Genomic DNA, 22,805 nt, shown 5'->3' with positions numbered 1-22,805 from the left:
TTACGGGTCCTTCCAGTCTTCATGGGCATGGCGAATGCGCAGGATTTCGATGCGGGCGCCTGCTATGCGGTACAGGATTATGTGCGCGCGAAATCGCAACAGCCTGACACCACAACCAATGGCCGGATGCTCCGGCCTTGAGCGCGGATAATCGATCAGTTTCTGGAAACTGTCCACGAGTTCGACCTGGTAACGTTCGGCTCGCGCCACTCCGAACTTCATCGCGCCATCAAGGTAGAGCGTGTCCAGATCATCCAGCGCCGCTTCGGCGATTTCGACCTTCACCGCTCCCGGCGTGCGCGCAGCTCCGCCTGGATTTCCTCGATGCTCATCGACCGAAACCCGCTCTGCTCGGCCTCCTGGACCATCACCCGCAGCGCTTCGGTTTTCTCGCGTTTCTCGACATCGCGGCGGATCAGGTCGCGCACATAGTCGGATGCATTGGCGTAAAGCCCGGCATCGGCCTGGGCCTCAACCCAGTCCTTGAGCGCTTGCGGAAGAGAGATATTCATCGTCGCCATGGCGGAGCTCCTTGGCGAGAAACGTGTGATTTTTGGCAATGATTGTCAAATTTTTGGAAACGATTGCATTTGCTCTCGCATGTCCCGGCGAGCCGACTTCCCCCCAAGACGCGGTGTTCTGAAACTTTTGTCGTCAGTTTGGAGCAGGACAATCAACCGCTTGCCGGCCGCAAGATAATACCAGGCAGCGTGCTGAAACACATCGAGCAAACCCAACGCCCAACCACCATCAGCTTCAACCAAGCGTTCAAACCTTGAGATAGTGATTACAGCCCGATCGTGCGTCCGGAACGGAAACTCCACTATGCCTTCGTCAAACGCATCGAGATGTCCCGTCCAGGGTGCATAGCCAAAGCTTGCTTCCCACTCGAGCGCGGCACTCATCTCCTTTATGAAGCTTTCGCGGCTGGCGACTTGGAAATCGAGGCGAAAGTAGTCCAGCGCCTCAAGACCTGATCGAGCCTCATCGAAAAGGCCTTGATCCGAATACACATTGACCGCCCCTTCTCGAAGGAGCGGCCAATCTGCATGTTCCGACGAATTGCCCACAGGATCAATTATCCAGGAAGCTCCGCAGCTTGCGCGAACGGCTCGGGTGTTTGAGCTTGCGCAGGGCCTTGGCTTCGATCTGGCGGATACGTTCGCGGGTGACCGAGAATTGCTGGCCGACTTCTTCCAGCGTGTGGTCAGTATTCATGCCGATGCCGAAACGCATGCGCAGGACACGTTCCTCACGCGGCGTCAGGGACGCCAGCACGCGGGTCGTGGTTTCACGCAGGTTGGACTGGATGGCCGCATCGATCGGCAGGACAGCGTTCTTGTCCTCGATGAAATCACCGAGATGGCTGTCTTCCTCGTCACCGATCGGCGTTTCCAGCGAGATCGGCTCCTTGGCGATCTTCATCACCTTGCGCACCTTCTCGAGCGGCATGGCAAGCTTTTCAGCCAGTTCTTCCGGCGTCGGCTCGCGACCGATCTCGTGCAGCATCTGACGGCTGGTGCGGACGATCTTGTTGATGGTCTCGATCATGTGCACCGGAATACGGATAGTGCGGGCCTGGTCCGCAATGGAGCGGGTAATGGCCTGGCGGATCCACCAGGTGGCATAGGTCGAGAACTTGTAACCGCGGCGATATTCGAATTTGTCGACGGCCTTCATCAGGCCGATATTGCCCTCCTGGATGAGATCCAGGAATTGCAGGCCGCGATTGGTGTATTTCTTGGCGATGGAAATCACGAGACGCAGGTTTGCCTCGACCATTTCCTTCTTGGCCACGCGGGCCTCGCGCTCGCCCTTCTGGACCGTGCGAACGATACGGCGCAGATCCTCGATCGGAACGCCGGCGCGCTGGGTCAGTTCGGCGATGTCGTCACGGATGACATTGGCGTCGGCCAGTTCACGCTCGATAAAGCGATCCCAGGCTTTCGACGTGCCAGCCATGGATTGCGGCCAGTCCGGGCTCAGCTCGTTACCGAAATAGCTGTCCATGAACTGGGCACGCGGCACGCCATGGGCGTCGGCCATACGCAGCAGCTTGCCTTCCAGCGACATGCGTTCCTTGTTGATCGCATAAAGCTGTTCGACCAGGGCCTCGATACGCGCATTGTTGAGGTGCATCGTATTGAGGTTGGTGACGATGGAGTTCTGGGTCTCCTCGTACTTCTCGCGGCTCTGCTTGGTCAGGTCCTTGCCTTCGATGCGCGCGGCAACGAGCTTGTCCTGCAGCTTGCGGAACTTGGCAAAGTCGGAGGCGATGTGATCGAGCGTTTCCATGACGCCGTCACGCAGCTCGGCTTCCATTGCGGAAAGCGACAGGGCTGCGCCGTCATCATCATCATCGTCATCATCAGAGCTTTCGCCCTCTTCACCCTCGTCGCCTTCTTCACCGTCTTCGGATTTCGGCTTTTCTTCCTCATCCTCGGAGGCGGGCTTGGCACCCGGCGCTGCACCCGGGACCGGTGTCTCGCCTTCAGCCGTCTCGCCCTCTTCGCCGTCCTCACCTTCTTCAGCAGCGTTCTGGCCGCCATAGGTGGCATCCAGGTCGATGATGTCGCGCAGAAGGACCTGACCCTCCTGCAGCTCATCACGCCAGACCATGATGGCCTCGAAGGTCAGCGGGCTTTCGCAGAGGCCACGGATCATCGCATTGCGACCGGCCTCGATGCGTTTGGCGATGGCGATCTCGCCCTCGCGGGACAGAAGCTCGACCGAGCCCATCTCGCGCAGATACATGCGTACAGGGTCATCCGTACGGTCTGCAGACGAGCCGGTATTCTGGCCGGTAACGACAGCCTTGGTACCACTGGTCGTGGCAACAGCCTTGCTGTCACTGCCCTCGGCATTGTTGTCGCCATTGTCTTCTTCGGCGTCCTCATCCTTGTCGATGACATTGATGCCCATTTCGGACAGCTGAGCGAGAACATCCTCGATCTGCTCGGAAGAGAACTCTTCCGAAGGCAGAACATTGTTCAGCTCTTCATGCGTGACATAGCCGCGCTTCTTGGCAGCTTTGATGAAGTTCTTGACTGACTGGTCCGTCAGGTCGAGGAGCGGACCATCCTGTGATTCCGATGCGTCGTTGGCTTCGGCCGGTTTTGTCATCTAAATCGTCCCTGGTCGCATGGGGATCCATGCGCGATTTGATTGCTATTCGGTTTCATCCTTGGCGTTCTCACGGCGATAGGCTTCGCTGATGCTTCGAACGCTTTCGGAATCATTCTCGGTAATTTTTCTCTCTGCAAGTGCGCGAAGTTCGTTTCGCTGCTCCTGGCTGCCACTTTGTCTCATATAGACAGAACACAGCCGCCTCCAAGCCCCGACCTTCACCGAGACTGAAGCGTCTGCTCCACCAATACTCGCCCGCATGGGCCCCCGATTGCCTTCCAAGCGTTTTAAATCTTGCGCAAATCCGCGCGACAGAAGCTCTGCCTGAAGCTCGCTGGAAGACACAGCCGGTCCGAGAGAGCACGCGTCTAGGACAGCGTCACGTAAATTGTCAAGCGCGCCGAAGGAAATTAACGCAATTTCTTCTATCAATTCATCGACCAGATCGGGGTATTCGATCAGTGCCAGCAGCAGTGATCGACCGTTCGGATTGGGAATGGCCTGGCGCATCGACGCCTTGTCCATCTGGCTGCCCATGCGTTTTTTCAGCGACAGGGATGCACCCTGATTGATCTTGCGACGCCCGCCCTGCCACTCACCGCGCCCGCCCTTGCGCGCCGGCGTGCCGAACATGGCTTCCATGCGGCGGTCGAACTCGTTGCGGTATTCCTCTTTCACGTCACCATTGGCGATCTGGTTGACCAGCGCCCGGATACGCTTGCGGAAACTGGCGCGGCGATCGGGATCGGTCAGCGGCTCGTGATCCACCTCCCGCTCCCACAAAAGGTCGACCAGCGAGCGGGTGTCCTCCAGCAGTTCGGACAGCGCGCGCGCACCTTCATCGCGCAGGACATCGTCCGGGTCCTTGCCATCGGGCATGAAGGCAAAACGCAGCGTCCGCCCCGGTTCCAGGTGCGGCAGGGCGCGATCGGCGGCTTTCAGCGCTGCAGCGCGACCGGCGCTATCGCCATCCAGACACATGACCGGCTCGCCGCCGGCCCGCCAGAGCAGGTTCAGCTGCTCCTCGGTGATCGCCGTACCCATTGGCGCCACCCCCTGGCTCATCCCGGCCCGGTCCAGCGCGATCACATCGAGATAACCCTCCGCCACGATCAGCCCCTTCACGCCCGCCTTGGGGTCAGATGCCGCGCGGCGGGCATTGGGGAAGTTGTAGAGCATGGAGCCCTTGTGAAAGATCGAGGTCTCCGGAGAGTTGAGATATTTCGCCCGCGCCTCCTTCGACAGGGCACGACCACCAAAGCCGACCAGCCGTCCGCGCGGATCATGGATCGGGAACATGATGCGGTCGCGGAACCGGTCATAGGGAGAGCCATTATCCGGCTCGATCAGCAGGCCGCATTCGATCAGGTCGCCAATCGGTGCACCGGCCGTGACCAGCTCATCCTTCAGCACCGTGCGCCCGTCGGGCGCATAACCAATGCCGAATTTCACACAATCCTGGCCGGTTAGCCCGCGCCCCTTGAGATACTCCACAGCATGGGCGGCGGCCGGGCTTTTCAAGGCGCGCAGATAGAAGGCGTGTGCCGTCTCCATCCACTCGACCAGGGATTTGCGATGCTGGGTGCGTTCAGCGGCCTGCGGATCCGGCGCCGGCAGGCTCAGCCCCGCCTCGCCGGACAATCGCTCGGCGGCTTCCATGAAGGACAGGCCTTCCATCTCTTCCAGCCAGGAAAACGCATCGCCATGCTTGCCCGAGGCAAAGCAGTGATAGAAGCGTTTCTCGTCATTGACGTAGAAAGAGGGCGTGCGCTCCTTCTTGAACGGAGACAGGCCGACAAACTCGCGGCCCTGGCGCTTGAGCTGAACCGACCGCCCGACAATATCGGACAGGCGGATCCGCGCCTTGATCTCGTCAATGAAGTCTTCACCTAAACGCATGGAGCCAGCGCTTCGTCCCGGTCACTTTCCAGCCCGACAGTGTGCGCCGGATTCTGTTTCGGGTCACGTTGGAAGATCAGGTTCGGATGCGGGTGGCGTTGGGACCACGCTAGGCATAAGCGGATTGCTTGCACTTGCCATCACTCACCCCGCCCAGCCAGGTCCGCCAGATGCCGATCCAGATTGCTACGCGCATGCAGGAAATCCACGATGACCACGTCCGTCTCGTAATCGATGAAGACGATGAAATGCTGCCCGCTCCGCACAAAACGAAGATCCTCAACAAGCGTCCGGCAAGACACTTAGACCGCTTCGCCTGAGGCGATCGACCGGCACGCATCCAGAAGATCGGCTTCATAGGCCTCCGCCTGGCGTGGCCCGAATGTTTCAATGGTCCAGCGGAAAATGGCGACAAGCGATTGAGTAGCAAGTTTGGTTAGTCGCCAGGGTCGTTGCGTCACGGCTTCGAGTGGGCTGCGGCAAAAGCGCGTTTCATGGCCGCCTCGCCACTGCCCTCCGCGAAGTTTTCCTGACGGGCCTCTTCAACGCCCAGCACCAGACGATCACGCAGCGCACTGCGCTCCGCCTCGTCTTGCTGGAGCAGGCGCAGCCCGGCCCTAAGGGCTTCCGACGCGTTCTGGAAACGACCGCTTTCGACAAGTTGGTCCACCAGGGCGGACTGGGCGTCGGTCAGAACAACGTTTCGGGTCGCCATTTTCACCTCCAGAGCTCTATTGGCAATATATGCCAATGATGGGGGGCGGCGGTGAATGAGACGAACGCCAGTGAGCACTAAACCTCCGCGCTGCGCGCTCCGGCCCCTCCGTCCTTCTCCGCCACAGCTACGAAGGACACCTCCCCAAGGGGGAGGATAAGCGGCATAAATCTCATGCAGGCAGTTCGCCGCATAGAGTTTCCCGGGTCAAGGGTGGAACCGCGAAGCGGCGCTGCGCGCCCTTGACCCGGGAAACTCTATACGGCCCCATCTCGGCATGAGGTTTAGGGGCAAAAATCGCCGGGTGAGGACATCCGCTCTCCGTCAGCCGTTTTCGCGAAAGCGGGGCTCGGCGCCCGACCTGCGTCCGGGATGACTCCTAGTTCGAGCCTGGTTGGGAAACGGCCCAACCAGATCGCCGCCTACGCAGCGCCGGTCAGCAGATCCTTCACGCGACCGCCGGCCTTGCCGAAGTCCATGCGGCCGGCATAGCGGCTTTTCAGCTCACCCATTACGCGACCCATGTCTTTCAGGCCCGTGGCCGCCAGTTCGGTCACCACTTCGGCGGCCGCATCGGCGATTTCGCCTTCATCCATCGGCTTGGGCAGGAATTCGCGGACGATGTCCGCTTCCTCGCGCTCGGCCTCGGCCAGGTCGAGACGACCGGCTTTTTCATAGGTGTCGGCACTGTCCTCACGCTGTTTTACCAGCTTGGTGAGGATGGTCATGATTTCCTGCTCTTCGCAGCCGTCGCAGCGGTCTTCAGCGCGCGCGGCGATATCGCGATCCTTGATCGCGGCGGAGACGAGGCGCAGCGTCGATGTCCGGCGCTTGTCACCTGCCTTGAGGGAATTTTTCAGATCAGTCGAAATACGGTCTCTAAGAGCCATGCTTCTACTCGCTTGTCCTTCAGCAATTGCCGCTTTTGCAATGATTGATGTGGTTTGGATTATCGTTGATGCAATAGGCCAGCGGCGGTTGCTTCTATCCTGTGTGGTCGGGCCTTAAATATTTTGATCGCGCGGTATGTCCGGCGCCTCCCCTGACCAAGGTGCGGGTCATTATGACCTTCTCGTGAAAATATCAAGGCGGAAATTAATCTGTCCAGCGGGATTGACCGCCCCCATGTCTCTGACTAGTTACGCGCCCGTTTACCTGCCGGTCGACCTTGCACCGATTCCCGGTCATAACACCTGCAGCCCACACGGCTCTTTACAGGAGAACGCCATGACCACTTCCGCTGATCGCCCCACCGGGGCACTGGCACTGGCCGATGGCTCTGTCTTCTATGGCGTGGGTACGGGCGCATCCGGGATCGCGGTGGGCGAGCTCTGTTTCAACACGGCGATGACCGGCCACCAGGAAATTCTCGCGGACCCGTCCTATGCCGGCCAGGTCGTGTGCTTCACCTTCCCGCATGTCGGCAATGTCGGCGCCAATCCGGAAGACGAGGAAGCCACCAGCGACGCAGCCCGCAAGGCCGCCGTGGGCATGGTCAGCCGCATGGCGATCACGCCGCCGGCCAATTACCGCGCCGAGCAAGGCTTTGACGAATGGATGCGCGCCCGCGGTATCATCTCCCTGTCCGGTGTCGACACCCGCGCCCTGACCCGCCGCATCCGCGAGAGCGGCATGCCGATGTGCGCCATCGCCCACGATGCCTCGGGCAATATCGATATCGACGCGCTCAGGGCTGCTGCAGCCGGTGCCGACACGATGGAAGGCCGCGAACTGGCCGCCGATGTCGCCCGCTCCGGTGCCGAGGAATGGACCGAAGGCGACTGGTCCTGGGACAGCGGTTTCTGCGAAGGTCCCGAAGACGGCCCGCGCGTGGTCGTCCTGGACTATGGCGTGAAGGCCAACATCCTGCGCCTGCTGGTCGGCGCCGGTGCCCGTGTCGCGGTTCTGCCGGGCAATGCTTCCGCCGAGGATGTTCTGAACATGTCTCCGGACGGCATCGTTGTCTCCAATGGTCCGGGCGATCCGTCCGCGACCGGCGAATACGCCCTGCCGACCCTGAAGAAGCTGATCGACGCCAATATCCCGATGCTGGGCATTTGCCTGGGTCACCAGATGCTGGCCCTGGCCGTCGGTGCCAAGACCATCAAGATGCCGCAGGGCCATCACGGAGCGAACCACCCGGTCAAGAACCACGATACCGGCCAGGTCGAGATCGTCTCCATGAACCATGGTTTCGCAGTCGACGGCTCCACCCTGCCCGCCGGTGCGACCGAGACCCATGTCTCCCTGTTTGACGGTACGAATTGCGGTTTCCGCCTCGCTGACAAGCCGGTCCAGGCCGTCCAGCACCACCCGGAAGCCAGCCCCGGTCCGCAGGACAGTTTCGGTGTGTTCGAACGCTTCGTGGGAAGCCTGAACTCACAGGCGCCTGCGTAAAGTCATGATCGCCGCCCGGCACACCCAACTACTGCGGGCCATCCGGTTAGCGGTACTGGGCTGTGCGGGTCTGACATTGAGCGCGTGCTCCACGTCAGCGGAAGAGCTGGCGCGCCTGGAACGCCTTACAGAGCTTCAAGAACGCATGGCCATAGCCGATGCGGAAGAAGATGAACGGCTGGGTTACCGCGATATCGTGGTAGCCAGCCCATCCCAATTGTACGGATACTCGGGACAAGAGCTCGGCGAGTTCCTGGAACTGCGACACGACGGTACGTCGCTGCAACCCGTTTTCTCGTTTTACCACCAAGGCCAAACCGTCGAAATCGCCTTGGTTTTTCGTGGACGAGGCACTTACCTTCCCGACTATGTACCATTGCAGACGCCATTCAGACGTCACCATGACTTTCTTCGCATCTACAGGCCAACTTACGCCTTCGTGCTGATAGACGGGACACTTGCCTGGATCGCGAACGAGGAGATCAGCGAGAGCATCGATGCGCTCGCCCAAGCCACGTGGGCGTCGGCCGCCCCTGAGAACACCGCCCCGTTCGATCACCTTATGGCAATCCTGGAACGGGAGCGCATTGAAGGCCCGGTTCGACTGGCGAGGCTCGTGTATCCTTCACATGAGCAAGCGTCCGAACGCCGAACCCGATCGCATATTGTGACACATCGCTCTGCGCCTGAAGGAACATCTGTCTATTCCAACCTGCCGACAAACTTTCTGCCCTCACTTCGGAATGACCGCCACTGGTCGGAGGCAGCGCTATCCTCATGGACCTCCTACAGCTTCATTGAAGAAACACTCACCGTCGGTGGGCCTCTCCCGAGCTGGCCCGCCTATTATGAAACCAGCCCAGTTCGAAATGAACTTGTTCATCGCTTCGACCTTGGCGCAGACTATGAAATTGTCGGGCTGAAGCTATCAGGTGGTGACCGTTGCAGCCCATATGGTGGCGGTTGTCGGTATGAACGCGAACGTCACTTGTGGATCGGTGTTCGAGCCGGCGTGGTAGAGTGGTTCGATTTGGATCTGTTCGGCACTGGCACTTCAGGCCAACGCACTTGGCAAGCGACTGAAGATGTATGCCGAATTGTTGAACGTCACTCCGATGTCGAACCCAGATTTTGCTGACACAGACGCCGAATGAGATACCTGCTGATTTCCACCGTTTAAGTGGTTTCACCCCCGTCAAAATTCGCCTAGGGTCCGGCCATGAGCTGGGTACCTCCAAGTACGCTTGAAGAGCATTTTAAACGCGCATTGTTTCCGCAAGGCTGGGAACTCGCGCGCATCGTCCGTCGTGAACTGAAAAAGGGTGAGCCGGAATTGCGGCTCGCGCCCTTCCTCGCCCCTGTCGACAAGCTTGCCCTGGACATCGGGGCCAATCGGGGCATCTGGACGCATGTTCTCGTGCGCCACGGGGTGAGAACGCTGGCCCTGGAGCCCAATCCGAAAATGTTCGAGATCCTCAATGGCGCCATCCCTGACGGCGCCGAGGCCCGAATGATCGCCGCTTCGGACCGGTCCGGCACAGCCGAGCTGGAAGTCCCCGGTCAGGGTGCGCGTTACTCCAACCAGCACGCCTCGCTCAACCCGGCGCGCAATACCGGTCGCAATGTCGGCAAGGTCGAGGTGGAAACCGCGCGTCTGGACGATATGGACCTGCCACCCGTGGGTTTCATCAAGATCGATGTCGAAGGCCATGAGAAGGCAGTGCTTGATGGCGCGCAGGAGCTGATCCGGCGCGATCGCCCACGCATGATCATCGAGCTGGAAGAACGCCACACCCAGATCCCGATCCGGGACGCTGTCGCCAGTGTGGAAGCCATGGGCTATGACGCCTTTGTCCTCAAATCAGGTGCGCTCTGCCGCATCGAGGAATTCGATCCCGCCCGCGATCACAACGGCGTGGAGGACACGCCGGCCTATATCAATAATTTCATCTTCCTGCCGCGCTGACGGCACGGATCGAGAAATCCGGCGACACGCCTTGGCAGATCAACAAATCGCGCCATCATGCGTGCATGATTGATCGGCGAGCTTTTCTGATGACGACGTCTGCTGCGGCGCTGGCTGGATGCGGCCGGTCAACAGATGCGGACGCGGACACGATGCGTGTCGGCATATCCAACCTTCCCGACAGCCTGGACCCGGCGCGTGGACAATTCGCCTCGGCGGCGCTGGTCCACAAGCAGGTGCATGCCGGGCTGACCGAATATGGTCCGGACGGTCAGCTGGCGCCGGGCCTGGCGGAACGCTGGGAAGTCACTCCCGACGGGCTGGCCTGGACCTTCATCCTGCGCGAGGGTCTCGCCTGGTCGGATGGTCGCCCACTGACCGCCCATGACGTCGCCTGGTCAGCGCGTCGCCTGGTTGATCCGGCACAGAGTTTTGCCGCACTTGGCGATTTCCAGAATGTCGTGAATGCCCGTGCCATCCTGGCCGGTGATGCGCCGGTGGAAAGCCTGGGCGTCGAGGTCGTCAGCGACCAGGCCGTACGTTTCAACCTGGAAAGCCCGCTGGGCCTGTTTCCGCTGTTGATGCGGGAATTCTATCCCTTCCCGCGCCATATCATCGAGCGTGTCGGCGATGACTGGATCACGCCGGCGAACTGGGTCTCTGCCGGGGCCTTCACCCTCGCCTCCATCTCGCAGGTTCAGATCGGGCTGCGCCGCAATCCGCATTTTTATGATGCGACTAATGTGAGCATCCAGACGATCCGCGTCGAAGCGGTTCGCGATGATGCGACTCGTGCCCGCATGTTCCGGGCCGGCGAGCTTGACCTCGCCGACAACCCGCCGGCCAACCAGCTGGACTTCCTGCATGAACAGCTGGGCGATGGCTTCGAGAGCTTTGACGCGCCGATCCTGCGCTATCTCAAGGTCAATCATGCCCGTGAGCCGCTCAACGACATGATGGTCCGGGCCGAGCTGGACTATGCGATCGACCGGGCTTTCCTGGTGCGAGAGCTGTTTTCCGGCACGGCGACACCGACACGCAGCGTCCTGCCCCAGATGTTCCAGGACCAGAACGATCCGGTACGCCTGCGCCCAGAAGGTGCTGCGCCGGTGATCAACCGCCCCCTGCAGATCCGCACGACCACCGGGCTGGGCGAGCGCATCGCTGTCTCCCTTGCCGATGACTGGCGCCAGATCGGCGTGGATTCAGAGATTTTCGCGACCTATCCGACCGATCTTTACCAGGCTGTCGATGCAGGCGATTTCGACATTGCCATCGCCAGCTTCAATCGCGGCTTGAAGTCCGACCCGTTTTTCATGCTCGACCCGTTCGCACCGGATGGATTTGCCGCCAATTTCAACTGGCATGACGAGACCTTCGCCGAGCTGATGAACCGCGCCCGCCGTGAAAGCGACCCCATCGAGCGTGAAGAGATCTATCGCGAGGCCAACGCCCATATCCAGCTGGAACACGCCATCATCCCCCTGGTGCATGACCGCGCCCACTGGCTGGTAGGCGAGCGGGTGACCGGCACACGGGCAGATGTACAGCCACAGGTCTGGCGCTATCTGGGACTGGCAGATGGCTGAGCCGGAAACAGCCTTGCGAGAGCGCTGGGCGCTTCAGATGACCCAGCTCGGCTGGCGGGCTGGTGACAGCCAGATCGATGGCATCATCACCGCCTACAGCGAACCGCACCGCCGCTATCACGGCCTTTCCCACCTGGCCCATATCTTCGACGAGCTTGATCGCTGGCACACAGAGCTCCAAACACCGGAACGCTGCTGGATGGCGGCCTGGTATCACGACATCATCTATGATCCCAAAGGCGCCGAGAATGAAGCCCTGAGCGCCGAACGCGCCGCCCGCGAACTGCCGCGCCTGGGCGCGCCGACTGCGCTTGTCGACGATGTTCGCAGGCTGATCCTTGCCACCGCCGACCACCAGTCGGGCGGACGAGACCGCGATGACGCGCTCTTTCTCGATATCGACTTTTCCATCCTGGGCGCACCGGACGAGGTCTACGACACCTATGCCGAGCAGATCCGCAAGGAATACAGCTGGGCGCCCGATGATTTTTACCGGGAAGGTCGAGCCAAATTCCTCGACACGGCGCAGGCCCGCCAGCGCACTTTTGTCACCGATGAATTCGAAACGCGGCTAGGCGCCCGGGCTCGCGCCAACATGCGCAGGGAGATCAGCACTTTAGAAGGAAAACTCTGAGCGCATACGGACACAGTTATAAGCAATAACACCCGAGTGAGCAGATAGGCTCTCGCCTTCTCATCGAATCCGGGCTAGGACCCCCTCTCAGCACCAAAACCAAGCGCGAACTGACCCATCCGGGATATCCGGTCGGGCCCGGACGCGCGCACGCACGCGAGCAGGACAGCCATGCCCAGACGTACAGACCTGAACTCCATACTGATCATCGGCGCCGGACCAATCGTTATCGGTCAGGCCTGTGAGTTCGACTATTCAGGCGTCCAGGCCGTCAAGGCACTCAAGGCCGAGGGCTATCGCGTCATCCTGGTGAACTCCAATCCAGCCACCATCATGACCGATCCGGAACTGGCGGACGCGACCTATATCGAGCCGATCACGCCGGAAATGGTCGCCAAGGTGATCGAAAAGGAACGCCCGGACGCAATCCTGCCGACGATGGGCGGCCAGACGGCGCTGAACTGTGCCCTGGAACTGGAAAACCGCGGTGTGCTGGATCTCTTTGGTGTGGAGATGATCGGCGCCAAGGCGGACGTCATCGACAAGGCAGAGAACCGCGAGCGTTTCCGCGAGGCCATGGACAAGATCGGCCTTGAAAGCCCGCGCTCGCGCGTTGTGCACACCATGGCGGAAGCTGAAGCCGTGATGAGCGAGATTGGCCTGCCGGCCATCATCCGCCCCTCCTTCACTCTGGGGGGCACCGGCGGCGGCATTGCCTATAATGTCGAGGAATACCGGACGATCTGCCAGTCCGGCCTCGACGCCTCCCCGGTCACGGAAATCCTGGTCGAGGAATCCATCGTTGGCTGGAAAGAGTTCGAGATGGAAGTTGTCCGCGACCGCGCCGACAACTGCATCATCATCTGTTCGATCGAGAACGTCGATCCGATGGGCGTGCATACCGGTGACAGCATCACCGTCGCCCCGGCCCTGACGCTGACGGACAAGGAATACCAGATCATGCGCTCGGCCTCGATCGCCGTCCTGCGCGAGATCGGTGTCGAGACCGGCGGATCCAACGTCCAGTTCGCGGTCAATCCGAAGGATGGCCGCCTGGTCGTCATCGAGATGAACCCGCGCGTCTCGCGCTCCTCGGCGCTGGCCTCCAAGGCCACCGGCTTCCCGATCGCCAAGGTCGCGGCCAAGCTGGCCGTTGGCTACACGCTGGACGAGATTGCCAACGACATCACCGATGGCGCGACACCAGCCTCCTTCGAGCCGACCATTGATTATGTCGTCACCAAGATCCCGCGTTTCGCGTTCGAGAAGTATCCGGGCGCTGACGCCCACCTGACGACCTCCATGAAGTCCGTCGGTGAAGCGATGGCCATGGGCCGCTCCTTCCAGGAAAGCATGCAGAAGGCCCTGCGCTCGATGGAGACGGGCCTCGATGGTTTCGACGAGATCGAGATCGCCGGCACCGAAGACGCGGACTCAGAGGATGCCCGCAAGGAAGCCGTGCGCGCGGCCCTCGCCATCCCGACGCCGGACCGTCTGCGTGTCATCGCCCAGGCATTCCGGGAAGGTCTGAGCGTGGATGAGGTCGAGCGCGCATCGCTCTACGAGCCGTGGTTCCTGCGCCAGATCGAAGCCATCGTTCACGCCGAGGAAGACGTGTCGACGATGGGACTGCCGACCACGAACGAGAAATTCCTCGCGCTGAAATCCATGGGCTTCTCCGATGCGCGCCTGGCCAAGCTGTCCGGCAAGCCGGAAGCAGAGGTCCGCGCCGACCGCCGCGCCCTGGGCGTGCGTCCGGTCTACAAGCGAGTCGACACGTGCGCCGCCGAATTCCACGCCGCGACGCCCTACATGTATTCCTGTTACGAGACGCCGAGCTTTGGCGGCAAGGCAGATTGCGAGAGCGAGCCGACCGGCCGCAAGAAGGCGATTATCCTGGGCGGCGGTCCCAACCGTATCGGCCAGGGCATCGAGTTCGACTATTGCTGCTGTCACGCTGCCTTTGCCTTTGCCGAGATGGGCATTGAATCCATCATGGTGAACTGCAATCCGGAAACCGTCTCCACCGACTATGACACCGCTGACCGTCTGTATTTCGAACCGCTGACCATCGAAGACACACTCGAACTGATCGCGACCGAACAGGAAAAGGGCGAACTGCTGGGTGTTGTTGTCCAGTATGGCGGCCAGACGCCGCTGAAACTGGCGGGCGAGCTGGAAGCGGCAGGTGTGCCGATCCTGGGAACGCTGCCGGATGCTATCGACCTGGCCGAGGATCGCGACCGGTTCAAACAGCTGCTGGATGATCTCAACCTGACCCAGCCGCCGAACGCCATTGTGCGCTCGGAAGACGAGGCCCGCGCGGCGGCCGAGAAACTCGGATTCCCGCTGGTTCTGCGCCCGTCCTATGTCCTGGGCGGCCGCGCCATGGAAATCGTCCGCGAAACCGACAGTTTCGAACGCTATCTGCGCGAGGCCGTGAACGTCTCCGGTAATTCTCCGCTGCTGCTGGATCGTTACCTGACCGACGCTGACGAGGTTGATGTCGACGCCATCTGTGACGGCGAGGATGTGTGGGTTGCCGGTGTCATGCAGCACATCGAGGAAGCCGGCGTACACTCCGGTGACAGTGCCTGTTCCCTGCCGCCCTATTCGCTCTCTGCCGAGATGATTGCCGAGCTGAAACGCCAAGCGGCTGCAATGGCCAAGGCCATCGGCGTGCGTGGCCTGATGAACGTCCAGTTCGCCATCAAGGGCGAGACCATCTACGTGCTCGAGGTCAATCCGCGTGCATCCCGTACGGTTCCCTTCGTGGCCAAGGCCATTGGCGAACCGGTTGCCAAGATCGCTGCCAAGGTCATGGCCGGTGCGAAACTGTCCGAGTTCAACCTGGAAGACCCGGCGCCGAAACATGTCTCCGTCAAGGAAGCCGTCATGCCCTTCGCCCGTTTCCCGGGCGTCGACCCGGTGCTGGGACCGGAAATGCGTTCCACCGGCGAAGTCATGGGTATCGACACCCTGTTCGAAGCCTCCTTCGCGAAGGCCGAGCTGGGAGCCGGCATCCAGCTGCCGACCTCGGGCAGTGTCTTCATCTCCCTGCGTGATGGCGACAAGGCGTCGATGATCGATCCGTGCCGCGTCCTGGTCATGAAGGGTTTCAAGATCTTGGCGACCGGTGGCACCGCCACGACGCTGGAGGAGAACGGCGTTCCGGTCACGCGTGTGAACAAGGTCTTCGAAGGCCGCCCACACATTGTCGACCTGATGAAAAACGGTGAAGTCCAGCTGATCTTCAACACGACGGAGGGCCGCCAGTCGCACCTGGACAGCTATTCCATCCGCCGTACGGCGCTGGACCAGAAGATCCCGTGTTACACCACCGCATCGGCTGCCCGCGCAGCGATCGCATCAATCCGCCGGATCGATGAAGGGGCTCTTGAACCGCAGGCACTGCAAACCTACTCTTGATAGCAAGGACGCTCGGCGCTAGCGTCTTCGGCTCTCCTGAAGATAAGTGGTCTCATGAACAAGATCCCTATGACTGCTGCGGGGCATCAAGCCCTCGACGCAGAGATGAAACATTTGAAAACGGTTGAACGTCCGGCCGTAATTGCAGCCATCGCGGAAGCGCGTGAACACGGCGATCTCTCCGAGAACGCCGAATATCACGCTGCCAAGGAACGCCAGGGCTATATCGAAGGTCGCCTGGCCGAGCTGGAAGACAAGCTGGCCCGCGCCGAGGTCATCGACGTGGCCAAGCTGGGTGGTGACACCGTCAAGTTCGGCGCCACGGTTACCGTCTTTGACGAAGATACCGAGGAAGAAAGCCGCTACCAGGTGGTTGGTGATGACGAGGCGGATGTGAAGGAAGGCAAGATCTCGATCTCCTCCCCGATCGCCCGCGCCATGATCAACAAGGAAGTCGGCGATGTCGTCGAGGTAAACGCCCCCGGCGGACTGAAATCCTATGAAATTGTCACGGTAGAGTGGCTCTAGCGCCAATCCGTCAGACCAAAAGATAACGGCCGGAGCGTTGCTCCGGCCGTTTTTTCATGCCCCGGTGTTGGGAGGAGGTGCCGGTTGAGCAACTCCCCGGGACACTATCATTTGGGCTCGACTGCAGGGGCCTTGTTCGGCTCGTCCTGAGGCTCACCTTCCGGCTCTTCAGGCGCTTCCGGCGCGCGTTCCACGCGCACATGGCGCAAAACCCGACGCGCACCTTCGGTATCGCCGATCACCCGCAGCTCAACGGTTTCGCCATCTTCGCCTTCCCATTCGAGAACGCGGGCATCACCCGGCTCGCCATTGACGATCACCTCAACCTGGCGACCATTTTCGCTGACCCATTCGTGGACTTCACCCTCAGCATCGCGAGCGATGATCACCTCGAACTGGCCGCCATCCTCTGTCGTCCAGGAGCGGACGGTTTCAGCGTCCACATCATCGACGTCCAGAATAACGACGTTCTCGGATGCATCACCAAGGCGTACAACATGGCCGCCAGCGCTCTCCAGACGCAGCACATCCTCGGTCATCTCGACACCGTCGAGATCCTCGATACGGCGTACGAAAACACTCACATCGGACTCGGCGCCATCGACTTCGTGCAACACAATGTTCTCGTGCACACGGACAGCGACGCGCGCGCCATCCTCGCCGGTCAGGCGTTCCACGATTTCCGGCGCCACATGTCCGGCGATGCGGGCGTCAGTGACAAATACCGCGACACCGTCTTCACCGTTTTCCAACTGCTCGAGCAGCTCCAGGCGACGGGCCTCACGCTCTTCCGGCGTGCCGCTGCCCTCGACCGTAATTTCATAGCGGCTCTCGCCGTCTTCACCTTCGACACGGTTGATCCGGATTTCCTCATGCACTTCGTGCAGTTCGTGATCACCCCGGGATACAAAATGAATGCCCCGCTCGTTCTCAACACGGTCCGTGGCCATCGCCTGGGCACAGGCGACGGGCAGCCAGCTCAAGAGCAATACGCTGGTCAGGGCCCGTTTGGACGAACGCTTGCCTTCATTCGCCGAAAGAATTGATTTGATCCGCATTTCGCGGTGCCTCCTGTCTTTTGATCCGAAGGCAGAGGCGGTTGCAAAACCACCCCGCATCATCGTGATCAATGCCGCCGCATAGGGCTTACGCGCCCCTCCTCCCAACAATTCGAGAACCTCGGCGTCGCAGGCGATCTCGCGCGCCGCATCGAGGTGTTTTTCAATCTGGCGCAGAGGCCAGTGGAACCAGAAGACCGTGGTCAGGGCGACGCCGATCAGACGGTCGCGCTCATCCCCGCGACGCAGGTGCACCAGCTCGTGCACAAGGGCGTAACGCGCCACTTCCGGGTCGTCGAAAATCTGTCCCGGCGCAACCACAACACCCTTCCAGCCGGTAAGGACCGGGGTCAGGGTTTCATTGCTTATCAAGAGGCGTGCCGCCGGGACGGGTGTGTCCAGCACCTGTCCTGTGAGGGTTTCAAGCTCCAGCTCGCCCGCATACTCCCCATCCCGCATCAGCCGGGACCGGCGCACATGGCGAAATCCGGCGAACACCACAGAAGCAATCAGCCCGAACAGATACAGGGCCACCAACATCAGGCTGGTTTCCGGCAATTCAAGCTGAACCGGGGTAGACGACGCCACGGGAGTGGCAAGCGAGGCTACCGGGGAATTGAGCATCACATTCCCGGGCGCCGCCTGAGGGATAAAATAGATAACCGGGGCCAGCACCAGCGGTACGATCGCGGCGATCCGCGCCGTACGCCACAGCTCGACTCCACTGAGTGGGTCACGCCGCTCCAGGAAACGCCCCAGGACAAGCAGGATCAGACCGCCGAGCAGTGACAGGCCTGCACCCAGAACAATCGCGTTGAGAAGTCCCATCATTCCGAACGCTCCTCATCGAGAAGTTTCATCAGGTCATTGGCTTCATCATCGGAAAGCAGATCGGAATTGGTGAAGGCCGTCGAGGGCAGCGGGCCGCGCAGCTCCAACACATCCTCGGTAAACTCGCGGATCATGCGACCGATCAGGTCGACCTTGCGCACCTTGGCCTCGAATACGGCGAGACCATGGGAGTCTGCCTTGGTCACCAAGCCCTTCTGCACCATGCGCGTCAGCACGGTTCGTGTCGTCGAGGGCGACCACCCCATAGGACCGGCAACAACCTTGTGGGTCTCGCGCGCGCTCTGCGGGCCAACCGCCCAGAGGTGCTTGAGAACCGTCAGTTCAGCGGGTGATGGGGAGATGTCGTTCATGCGGAGTCCTGCCTCGTTGTCGACAGCACTCTACATCTGTAGCGCACGCGCGCAAATGAAAAGCGGTTAATCTTGGCCCAACCGAAAACGCCCCCGGCGGAGCCGGAGGCGTTGATGCGCTACAAGTCGCTGTAAAGCTTAGAGTTCGACCTGGAAGGTCCGAACAATCGACATCGAGGTATTGTCGACGATATCGATGGAATTGAAGCTGTTATCGCTGTCCATCGGATCCCAGTCATGATCATAGTCCGGGTCACCGGCACCGACCAGGTCACCGCGGCTGATGCGCTGGCCTTCACGAACCTCAACGCTTTCCAGCCCGTGATAAACCGTGGACCAGCCGGTACCGTGATCGAGCACGACATACTGGCCAACACTGTCCGGACCCGGAGCGTCCGTACCAACATGGCTGACGCGGGCATCGGCCGGAGCCATGATGCGGCCGTCATCCGTGTCCTGGAAGAAAAGCTCGCTGGACTGACCGGTCTGCTCGTCGGTGACGATGATGGTGGCATCGTCATCATCGTCACGCACCTGCATGCGAACCGGACCGACATCGTCATGGAACAGCATGTTGGCTTCATCATCGCCCGCCAGAACCTGGAAGAACGGCTCATCGGCATCGTCGAGATACAGCGTCACCTCGGCGTCATCACCTCCACGGTCATGGGCGCGCAGACGGTTGCGGCGACCTTCCTCGTCGGTGAACTCGATATCCACGCGCTCGCCATTGCTCTCATTGATGCTGATGCGGACCGGATTGCCGTTCTCGTCTTCAACATTGAGGTTCAGCGTCGAGGACGCACCGGATGCAAAGGCACCGATCGCCATCCAGTTGGCCGGATTACCGATGATGCTGGACTCGTCCAGATTTTCCAGGGCCTCAAGCGATTCCAGGGCGGACAGGGCTGACAGCGGCGACGCATTCAGCGTCCGGCGGATTGGCGTCTCGCCATCGCGCTCGGCAACCACAGCAGCCGTCAGCGAGGTCGCCGTTGCTGCGACAACGGTCGGCGCGTCGGCGCTGAGATAGTTCGTCGCCATGGCCTGGGCCGCATAGGTCGGCGCCATCATCAGGGCCAGGGCACCGCCTGCAGCGGCCAGAAAGCCCTTGGATGACATGTTGGTGGACTGGGACAAGATCGCTTTGATCCGCATTTCTCTGTTCCTTTTGTTTTCTGGACCGAAAGCCGACAGGCAGGGCGCCGGGCGGAGCCCTGCTTTTGCCGCGTCGATCATGGCCCGAGCGTAAGCGCGTCTTTGCGCTCGCCCCCCAATCTCGTGGAGTGCCTCGGCGTCACAGGCGAGTTCCCTCGCGTGGGAGAGCCGAGACTCGATTGCTTTCAGCGCCGGGTTGAACCAGAGCGCCACGGTGAGAAGCTCACCGACAAACCGGTCACGCTCATCGCCCCTGCGAACGTGAACCAGCTCGTGAACGACAGCGATCTCCGCCGCTTGTCGTTGGTTTTCATCTGCCAGGCTGCGCGGCAGGACGATGGTCGGCTGCCAGCCGGTGACAAAGGGAGTAACTGCCGCGTCGACTACGACCAGGCGGCTGACACTGTTTTCCAGCTCCATGCGGCCGGTCCACTGCTCGTACAGGGACTGCAGCTCGCGCTGTGGCCGGTCGCTCGTCGCGATCAACCCGGCCAGCGCCATCCGGCGCAGCGCAAAGCGCGCTAGCGCAATCAGCAGCCCGGCCAGATAGGCTGACATCAACACGTTGAGCGGCGTCAGCCAGCTCGGAATTTCGAATGCGGAAGACGCAGCAACGGGTTGGTCGCTGGAAACAAGAAGACCGGTATCCAGATCACCGCCGGCTGCCGGAAGCGGACGGGCCGCTACGTCCGGCTCGGCCGCAGGTATTTCAAGCGCGGTGTCGACAGCGAATGGCTCGACCTGTTCAACCGGTGTGACGGCGGCCGGGCGCAGGAAATCAGGAGTCGTGAAACTGGCTGACAGTTGCGGGAAGATCGAGAAAACCAACGCCATGGCAATCGGTGCCAGAGCCGCAAGGCGCGCCATGCGCCAGATCGTGATACGACTGGTCGCCTCGATCTCGCGATCCTTCTCCAAGCGGTCAACGACCCGCACGGACAAGCTGGCGATCAGGGCTGACAGGCCCAGCGCTATGAACAGGGAAACGAGAAGACTAGTCATCTTCGTCCTCCTCGAGCAGGCGACTCAGCTCGTCCAGCTCGCCCTCGTCTAGCAGCTTGCTGTCAGAGAAGGCAGACACCGGAAGGGAACCGTCCAGCTCCAGAACTTTCTGGGAGAAACTCTTCACCATCTTGCCGATCAGGCTGACCTTGGCCTCGCCGGCCGCGTAGAGGGCCAGCCCATGGCTGTCGCGCTTTTCAACCAGGCCCTTCTGGACCATGCGGGCGAGGAGCGTGCGGGTCGTCGAATAGGACCAGTCCGTGACAGTCGCGACCTGGTCGTGCACTTCGCGTGCGCTCTGTTCGCCGCTCGCCCACAATTGCTTGAGGACTACGAGTTCTGCCTGGGAAGGAGCCTGGTCGGCCATGAGACGATCACCACATTTACGTTACGTTTGTCACATGATGCTACAAACATAGCACCCCGTCAAGCACCATTCCGGAGATCTCGACGTGGATGGAGTTCTGGGCCCAAAGCCGGCCGGCGCCTAGGGGGAAGCTTACTACAAGTGTCCCACCCTGGTCCCAGGCCTGGAAAATCTGAGGCTTTCACTTGCCAGAGCAGGCGGTCCGGTCCAGCAATAGGGCAAGGGGGATTGGCGCCCATGACCGGCATTGCGCAAAAACAGGCAGTCTGCTGGGTCGTCTCTGACGGCCGTCGCGGCATTGAAAACCAGGCGCTCGGCCTGGCCGAAGCACTGGCGCGGCAACTGCCCGACACCCGCCTGGCCATCCATCTCGTGCACGTGACAAAACAGGGATTTGTCGCCCTGCCATCCAGCCCACCGCCCGATATCTGGATCGGTTGCGGCCGCGCGGCTGTTCCGCTCGCGGGCAAACATCGCCGGGTCTTTCCCGATTGCTATTTCGTCTATGTCCAGGACCCGCGCACCAAATATCGCAGTTTCGACCTGATCATCGCGCCGGATCATGATCGGGTAAACAAGCCCAACGCCATCGCAATGATCGGATCACCGAACCGTCTGTCCCAGGCGCAGTTTTCCAATGCCATGACCCAGTTCTCCGACGAACTGGCAAGCTTGCCTGGCGCACGCGCTGCTGTGCTGATCGGTGGTCACTCCAAACGCTTCAAGCTGGATGACCGGGTGGCCGATTATCTCGTTCACCGCCTGCACACCCTGCTCGACCAGGGTATCAAGCTGATGATCACCGCCTCCCGGCGTACACCCGAAACGGTGCATGCCCGGCTGAAGACCGAATTTGGCGAGCGCGATGATGTCTGGCTGTTCGATGGCGTTGGGGAGAACCCCTACTTCGCTTTCCTCGCCGCAGCAGACTGGATCTTTGTCACCGAGGAATCGACCAACATGCTGGTCGAGGCCGCCACGACCGGCAAACCTGTCTATGCCCTGCCAATGGCGGGCGAGGCCGGAAAGTTCGGTTATCTGCACGCCAGGCTGGAAGGCTGGGGCGCGGTTCGCCCCTATCTTGGCCAGCTGGCCCGGTGGACCTATGCTCGTTTCGCCGAGACGGACCGCATCGCCGCGTTTCTGCTTGAACGCTGGCAGGCGCGCTCTAGCTCCGTCGAGCAAAGGATGCCGACATGATCACTTTTCTCACCACTCTTCTCGCCAGCCTGGGACTGACCATGAGCCAAGCCGATACGCCCGCCACCGTTGTTCAGCACGAACGTGTCATTCTCGCTGCCCAGCCCGCGCTGGAGGATCTGGACGCCTGGGCCGCGGCCGGCGTGCAGGCGATCGTCAATTCACGCACTCCGGAAGAAACCGCTGGCCTGGGCTTCAACATGCGTGAGGCAGTGGAAAGCCGCGGCATGCGGTATGTGGAACTGCCGATAGGCGGGCGTTACGGCGCGGACCCGGATCATACCGTGGCGCTTGGAGAATTGCTGGCGGAGCTGGATGGCGAGATCGTCATGCATTGCCGATCCGGTACACGTTCCGCCCATCTCTACTCCGCTCACCTGATGAGCCAGGACCCGTCCATCGACAATCCGTTCGACACGATTGGCTGGCCCGGTGGCCGCGATAACGGCATGGTTCGCGCCCTCACGCCGGATAACGACCAGTAACGCTGCAATCAGTCGCGAGCATTGCGGCAAAGATTGATTATATAGGGTCC

General features: G+C 61.0%; 22 protein-coding genes. 9 read left to right on the top strand and 13 right to left on the bottom strand.

Annotated elements, in window-relative coordinates:
- The 9 genes from SIC17_RS11420 to SIC17_RS11380 form a co-directional block, all read right to left on the bottom strand.
- A complete protein-coding gene (locus SIC17_RS11420) occupies nt 1-285 on the bottom strand; it encodes a type II toxin-antitoxin system RelE/ParE family toxin (protein WP_412545435.1) in 285 nt (94 codons plus the stop codon).
- On the bottom strand, nt 282-521 hold the full coding sequence (locus SIC17_RS11415) for a type II toxin-antitoxin system ParD family antitoxin (RefSeq protein ID WP_412545434.1): 240 nt from the start codon (nt 519-521) through the stop codon (nt 282-284). Before SIC17_RS11415 ends, SIC17_RS11420 begins: the two co-directional genes overlap by 4 nt.
- Before the next feature lie 45 nt (nt 522-566).
- The gene (locus SIC17_RS11410) at nt 567-1,013 is read right to left on the bottom strand and encodes a hypothetical protein (protein ID WP_412545433.1); all 447 of its coding nucleotides are present in this window, start codon (nt 1,011-1,013) and stop codon (nt 567-569) included.
- 61 nt (nt 1,014-1,074) lie between these two features.
- On the bottom strand, nt 1,075-3,123 hold the full coding sequence (rpoD, locus tag SIC17_RS11405; RefSeq protein ID WP_412545432.1) for an RNA polymerase sigma factor RpoD: 2,049 nt from the start codon (nt 3,121-3,123) through the stop codon (nt 1,075-1,077).
- 45 nt (nt 3,124-3,168) lie between these two features.
- Nucleotides 3,169-5,025: a DNA primase gene (dnaG, locus tag SIC17_RS11400; RefSeq protein WP_412545431.1), complete on the bottom strand. Its 1,857-nt coding sequence runs from the start codon at nt 5,023-5,025 to the stop codon at nt 3,169-3,171.
- A gap of 140 nt (nt 5,026-5,165) precedes the next feature.
- A complete protein-coding gene (locus SIC17_RS11395; protein WP_412545430.1) occupies nt 5,166-5,327 on the bottom strand; it encodes a hypothetical protein in 162 nt (53 codons plus the stop codon).
- Nucleotides 5,328-5,486: a type II toxin-antitoxin system RelE/ParE family toxin gene (locus SIC17_RS11390; protein ID WP_412545429.1), complete on the bottom strand. Its 159-nt coding sequence runs from the start codon at nt 5,484-5,486 to the stop codon at nt 5,328-5,330.
- A complete protein-coding gene (locus tag SIC17_RS11385; protein ID WP_412545428.1) occupies nt 5,483-5,740 on the bottom strand; it encodes a type II toxin-antitoxin system ParD family antitoxin in 258 nt (85 codons plus the stop codon). The genes SIC17_RS11390 and SIC17_RS11385 overlap by 4 nt, the downstream gene beginning before the upstream one ends.
- Nucleotides 5,741-6,162: 422 nt before the next feature.
- Nucleotides 6,163-6,630: a GatB/YqeY domain-containing protein gene (locus SIC17_RS11380; protein WP_291898986.1), complete on the bottom strand. Its 468-nt coding sequence runs from the start codon at nt 6,628-6,630 to the stop codon at nt 6,163-6,165.
- Between the two features lie 337 nt (nt 6,631-6,967).
- Between SIC17_RS11380 and carA the strand changes: the two genes are divergently transcribed.
- The 7 genes from carA to greA all read left to right on the top strand — a co-directional run bounded on the left by carA (nt 6,968) and on the right by greA (nt 16,283).
- Nucleotides 6,968-8,137, top strand: coding sequence for a glutamine-hydrolyzing carbamoyl-phosphate synthase small subunit (gene carA, locus SIC17_RS11375; protein WP_412545427.1), 1,170 nt, complete (start codon nt 6,968-6,970; stop codon nt 8,135-8,137).
- Between the two features lie 4 nt (nt 8,138-8,141).
- Nucleotides 8,142-9,275, top strand: coding sequence for a hypothetical protein (locus SIC17_RS11370; RefSeq protein ID WP_412545426.1), 1,134 nt, complete (start codon nt 8,142-8,144; stop codon nt 9,273-9,275).
- Nucleotides 9,276-9,356: 81 nt separating this feature from the next.
- Nucleotides 9,357-10,103: an FkbM family methyltransferase gene (locus tag SIC17_RS11365; protein WP_412545425.1), complete on the top strand. Its 747-nt coding sequence runs from the start codon at nt 9,357-9,359 to the stop codon at nt 10,101-10,103.
- 89 nt (nt 10,104-10,192) lie between these two features.
- Nucleotides 10,193-11,692 (top strand): peptide ABC transporter substrate-binding protein, encoded by a 1,500-nt coding sequence (locus SIC17_RS11360; protein WP_412545424.1) that lies wholly within the window; start codon nt 10,193-10,195, stop codon nt 11,690-11,692.
- A complete protein-coding gene (locus tag SIC17_RS11355; RefSeq protein ID WP_291891850.1) occupies nt 11,685-12,326 on the top strand; it encodes a hypothetical protein in 642 nt (213 codons plus the stop codon). The genes SIC17_RS11360 and SIC17_RS11355 overlap by 8 nt, the downstream gene beginning before the upstream one ends.
- 171 nt (nt 12,327-12,497) lie before the next feature.
- Nucleotides 12,498-15,755 (top strand): carbamoyl-phosphate synthase large subunit, encoded by a 3,258-nt coding sequence (carB, locus tag SIC17_RS11350; protein ID WP_291891846.1) that lies wholly within the window; start codon nt 12,498-12,500, stop codon nt 15,753-15,755.
- Nucleotides 15,756-15,809: 54 nt separating this feature from the next.
- Nucleotides 15,810-16,283, top strand: a complete 474-nt coding sequence (greA, locus tag SIC17_RS11345; RefSeq protein ID WP_291891844.1) for a transcription elongation factor GreA — start codon at nt 15,810-15,812, stop codon at nt 16,281-16,283.
- 107 nt (nt 16,284-16,390) lie between these two features.
- On the opposite strand, the gene SIC17_RS11340 is transcribed toward greA, so the two are convergent.
- The 4 genes from SIC17_RS11340 to SIC17_RS11325 form a co-directional block, all read right to left on the bottom strand.
- Nucleotides 16,391-18,172 (bottom strand): M56 family metallopeptidase, encoded by a 1,782-nt coding sequence (locus SIC17_RS11340; RefSeq protein ID WP_412545423.1) that lies wholly within the window; start codon nt 18,170-18,172, stop codon nt 16,391-16,393.
- Nucleotides 18,169-18,543 carry a BlaI/MecI/CopY family transcriptional regulator gene (locus SIC17_RS11335; protein WP_412545422.1) on the bottom strand — a complete coding sequence of 125 codons (375 nt, stop codon included), beginning with the start codon at nt 18,541-18,543 and terminating at the stop codon, nt 18,169-18,171. Before SIC17_RS11335 ends, SIC17_RS11340 begins: the two co-directional genes overlap by 4 nt.
- A gap of 138 nt (nt 18,544-18,681) precedes the next feature.
- A complete protein-coding gene (locus tag SIC17_RS11330; protein WP_412545421.1) occupies nt 18,682-20,703 on the bottom strand; it encodes a M56 family metallopeptidase in 2,022 nt (673 codons plus the stop codon).
- Nucleotides 20,696-21,070: a BlaI/MecI/CopY family transcriptional regulator gene (locus SIC17_RS11325; RefSeq protein WP_291891830.1), complete on the bottom strand. Its 375-nt coding sequence runs from the start codon at nt 21,068-21,070 to the stop codon at nt 20,696-20,698. The genes SIC17_RS11330 and SIC17_RS11325 overlap by 8 nt, the downstream gene beginning before the upstream one ends.
- 237 nt (nt 21,071-21,307) lie before the next feature.
- On the opposite strand from SIC17_RS11325, the gene SIC17_RS11320 reads away from it, so the two are divergent.
- Both SIC17_RS11320 and SIC17_RS11315 read left to right on the top strand, forming a co-directional pair.
- The gene (locus SIC17_RS11320) at nt 21,308-22,270 is read left to right on the top strand and encodes a mitochondrial fission ELM1 family protein (protein ID WP_412545420.1); all 963 of its coding nucleotides are present in this window, start codon (nt 21,308-21,310) and stop codon (nt 22,268-22,270) included.
- Nucleotides 22,267-22,755, top strand: a complete 489-nt coding sequence (locus SIC17_RS11315; protein WP_412545419.1) for a beta-lactamase hydrolase domain-containing protein — start codon at nt 22,267-22,269, stop codon at nt 22,753-22,755. Before SIC17_RS11320 ends, SIC17_RS11315 begins: the two co-directional genes overlap by 4 nt.
- Nucleotides 22,756-22,805: the final 50 nt, after the last annotated feature.

Source organism: Maricaulis sp. MIT060901, from assembly GCF_047123815.1.
In the GTDB taxonomy this organism is placed as follows: Bacteria; Pseudomonadota; Alphaproteobacteria; order Caulobacterales; family Maricaulaceae; genus Maricaulis.
Note: the sequence above shows the minus strand (reverse complement) of the source record. Positions and strands in the feature narration are given on the sequence as shown.

Excerpts from the sequence above, each read along its gene's own strand:
- SIC17_RS11415 (WP_412545434.1), bottom strand. The coding sequence starts at position 521 with ATGGCGACGATGAATATCTCTCTTCCGCAAGCGCTCAAGGACTGGGTT.
- rpoD (WP_412545432.1), bottom strand. The coding sequence starts at position 3,123 with ATGACAAAACCGGCCGAAGCCAACGACGCATCGGAATCACAGGATGGT.
- dnaG (WP_412545431.1), bottom strand. The coding sequence starts at position 5,025 with ATGCGTTTAGGTGAAGACTTCATTGACGAGATCAAGGCGCGGATCCGC.
- SIC17_RS11385 (WP_412545428.1), bottom strand. The coding sequence starts at position 5,740 with ATGGCGACCCGAAACGTTGTTCTGACCGACGCCCAGTCCGCCCTGGTG.
- SIC17_RS11380 (WP_291898986.1), bottom strand. The coding sequence starts at position 6,630 with ATGGCTCTTAGAGACCGTATTTCGACTGATCTGAAAAATTCCCTCAAG.
- carA (WP_412545427.1), top strand. The coding sequence starts at position 6,968 with ATGACCACTTCCGCTGATCGCCCCACCGGGGCACTGGCACTGGCCGAT.
- SIC17_RS11370 (WP_412545426.1), top strand. The coding sequence starts at position 8,142 with ATGATCGCCGCCCGGCACACCCAACTACTGCGGGCCATCCGGTTAGCG.
- SIC17_RS11365 (WP_412545425.1), top strand. The coding sequence starts at position 9,357 with ATGAGCTGGGTACCTCCAAGTACGCTTGAAGAGCATTTTAAACGCGCA.
- SIC17_RS11360 (WP_412545424.1), top strand. The coding sequence starts at position 10,193 with ATGACGACGTCTGCTGCGGCGCTGGCTGGATGCGGCCGGTCAACAGAT.
- SIC17_RS11355 (WP_291891850.1), top strand. The coding sequence starts at position 11,685 with ATGGCTGAGCCGGAAACAGCCTTGCGAGAGCGCTGGGCGCTTCAGATG.
- carB (WP_291891846.1), top strand. The coding sequence starts at position 12,498 with ATGCCCAGACGTACAGACCTGAACTCCATACTGATCATCGGCGCCGGA.
- greA (WP_291891844.1), top strand. The coding sequence starts at position 15,810 with ATGAACAAGATCCCTATGACTGCTGCGGGGCATCAAGCCCTCGACGCA.
- SIC17_RS11340 (WP_412545423.1), bottom strand. The coding sequence starts at position 18,172 with ATGATGGGACTTCTCAACGCGATTGTTCTGGGTGCAGGCCTGTCACTG.
- SIC17_RS11335 (WP_412545422.1), bottom strand. The coding sequence starts at position 18,543 with ATGAACGACATCTCCCCATCACCCGCTGAACTGACGGTTCTCAAGCAC.
- SIC17_RS11330 (WP_412545421.1), bottom strand. The coding sequence starts at position 20,703 with ATGACTAGTCTTCTCGTTTCCCTGTTCATAGCGCTGGGCCTGTCAGCC.
- SIC17_RS11325 (WP_291891830.1), bottom strand. The coding sequence starts at position 21,070 with ATGGCCGACCAGGCTCCTTCCCAGGCAGAACTCGTAGTCCTCAAGCAA.
- SIC17_RS11320 (WP_412545420.1), top strand. The coding sequence starts at position 21,308 with ATGACCGGCATTGCGCAAAAACAGGCAGTCTGCTGGGTCGTCTCTGAC.
- SIC17_RS11315 (WP_412545419.1), top strand. The coding sequence starts at position 22,267 with ATGATCACTTTTCTCACCACTCTTCTCGCCAGCCTGGGACTGACCATG.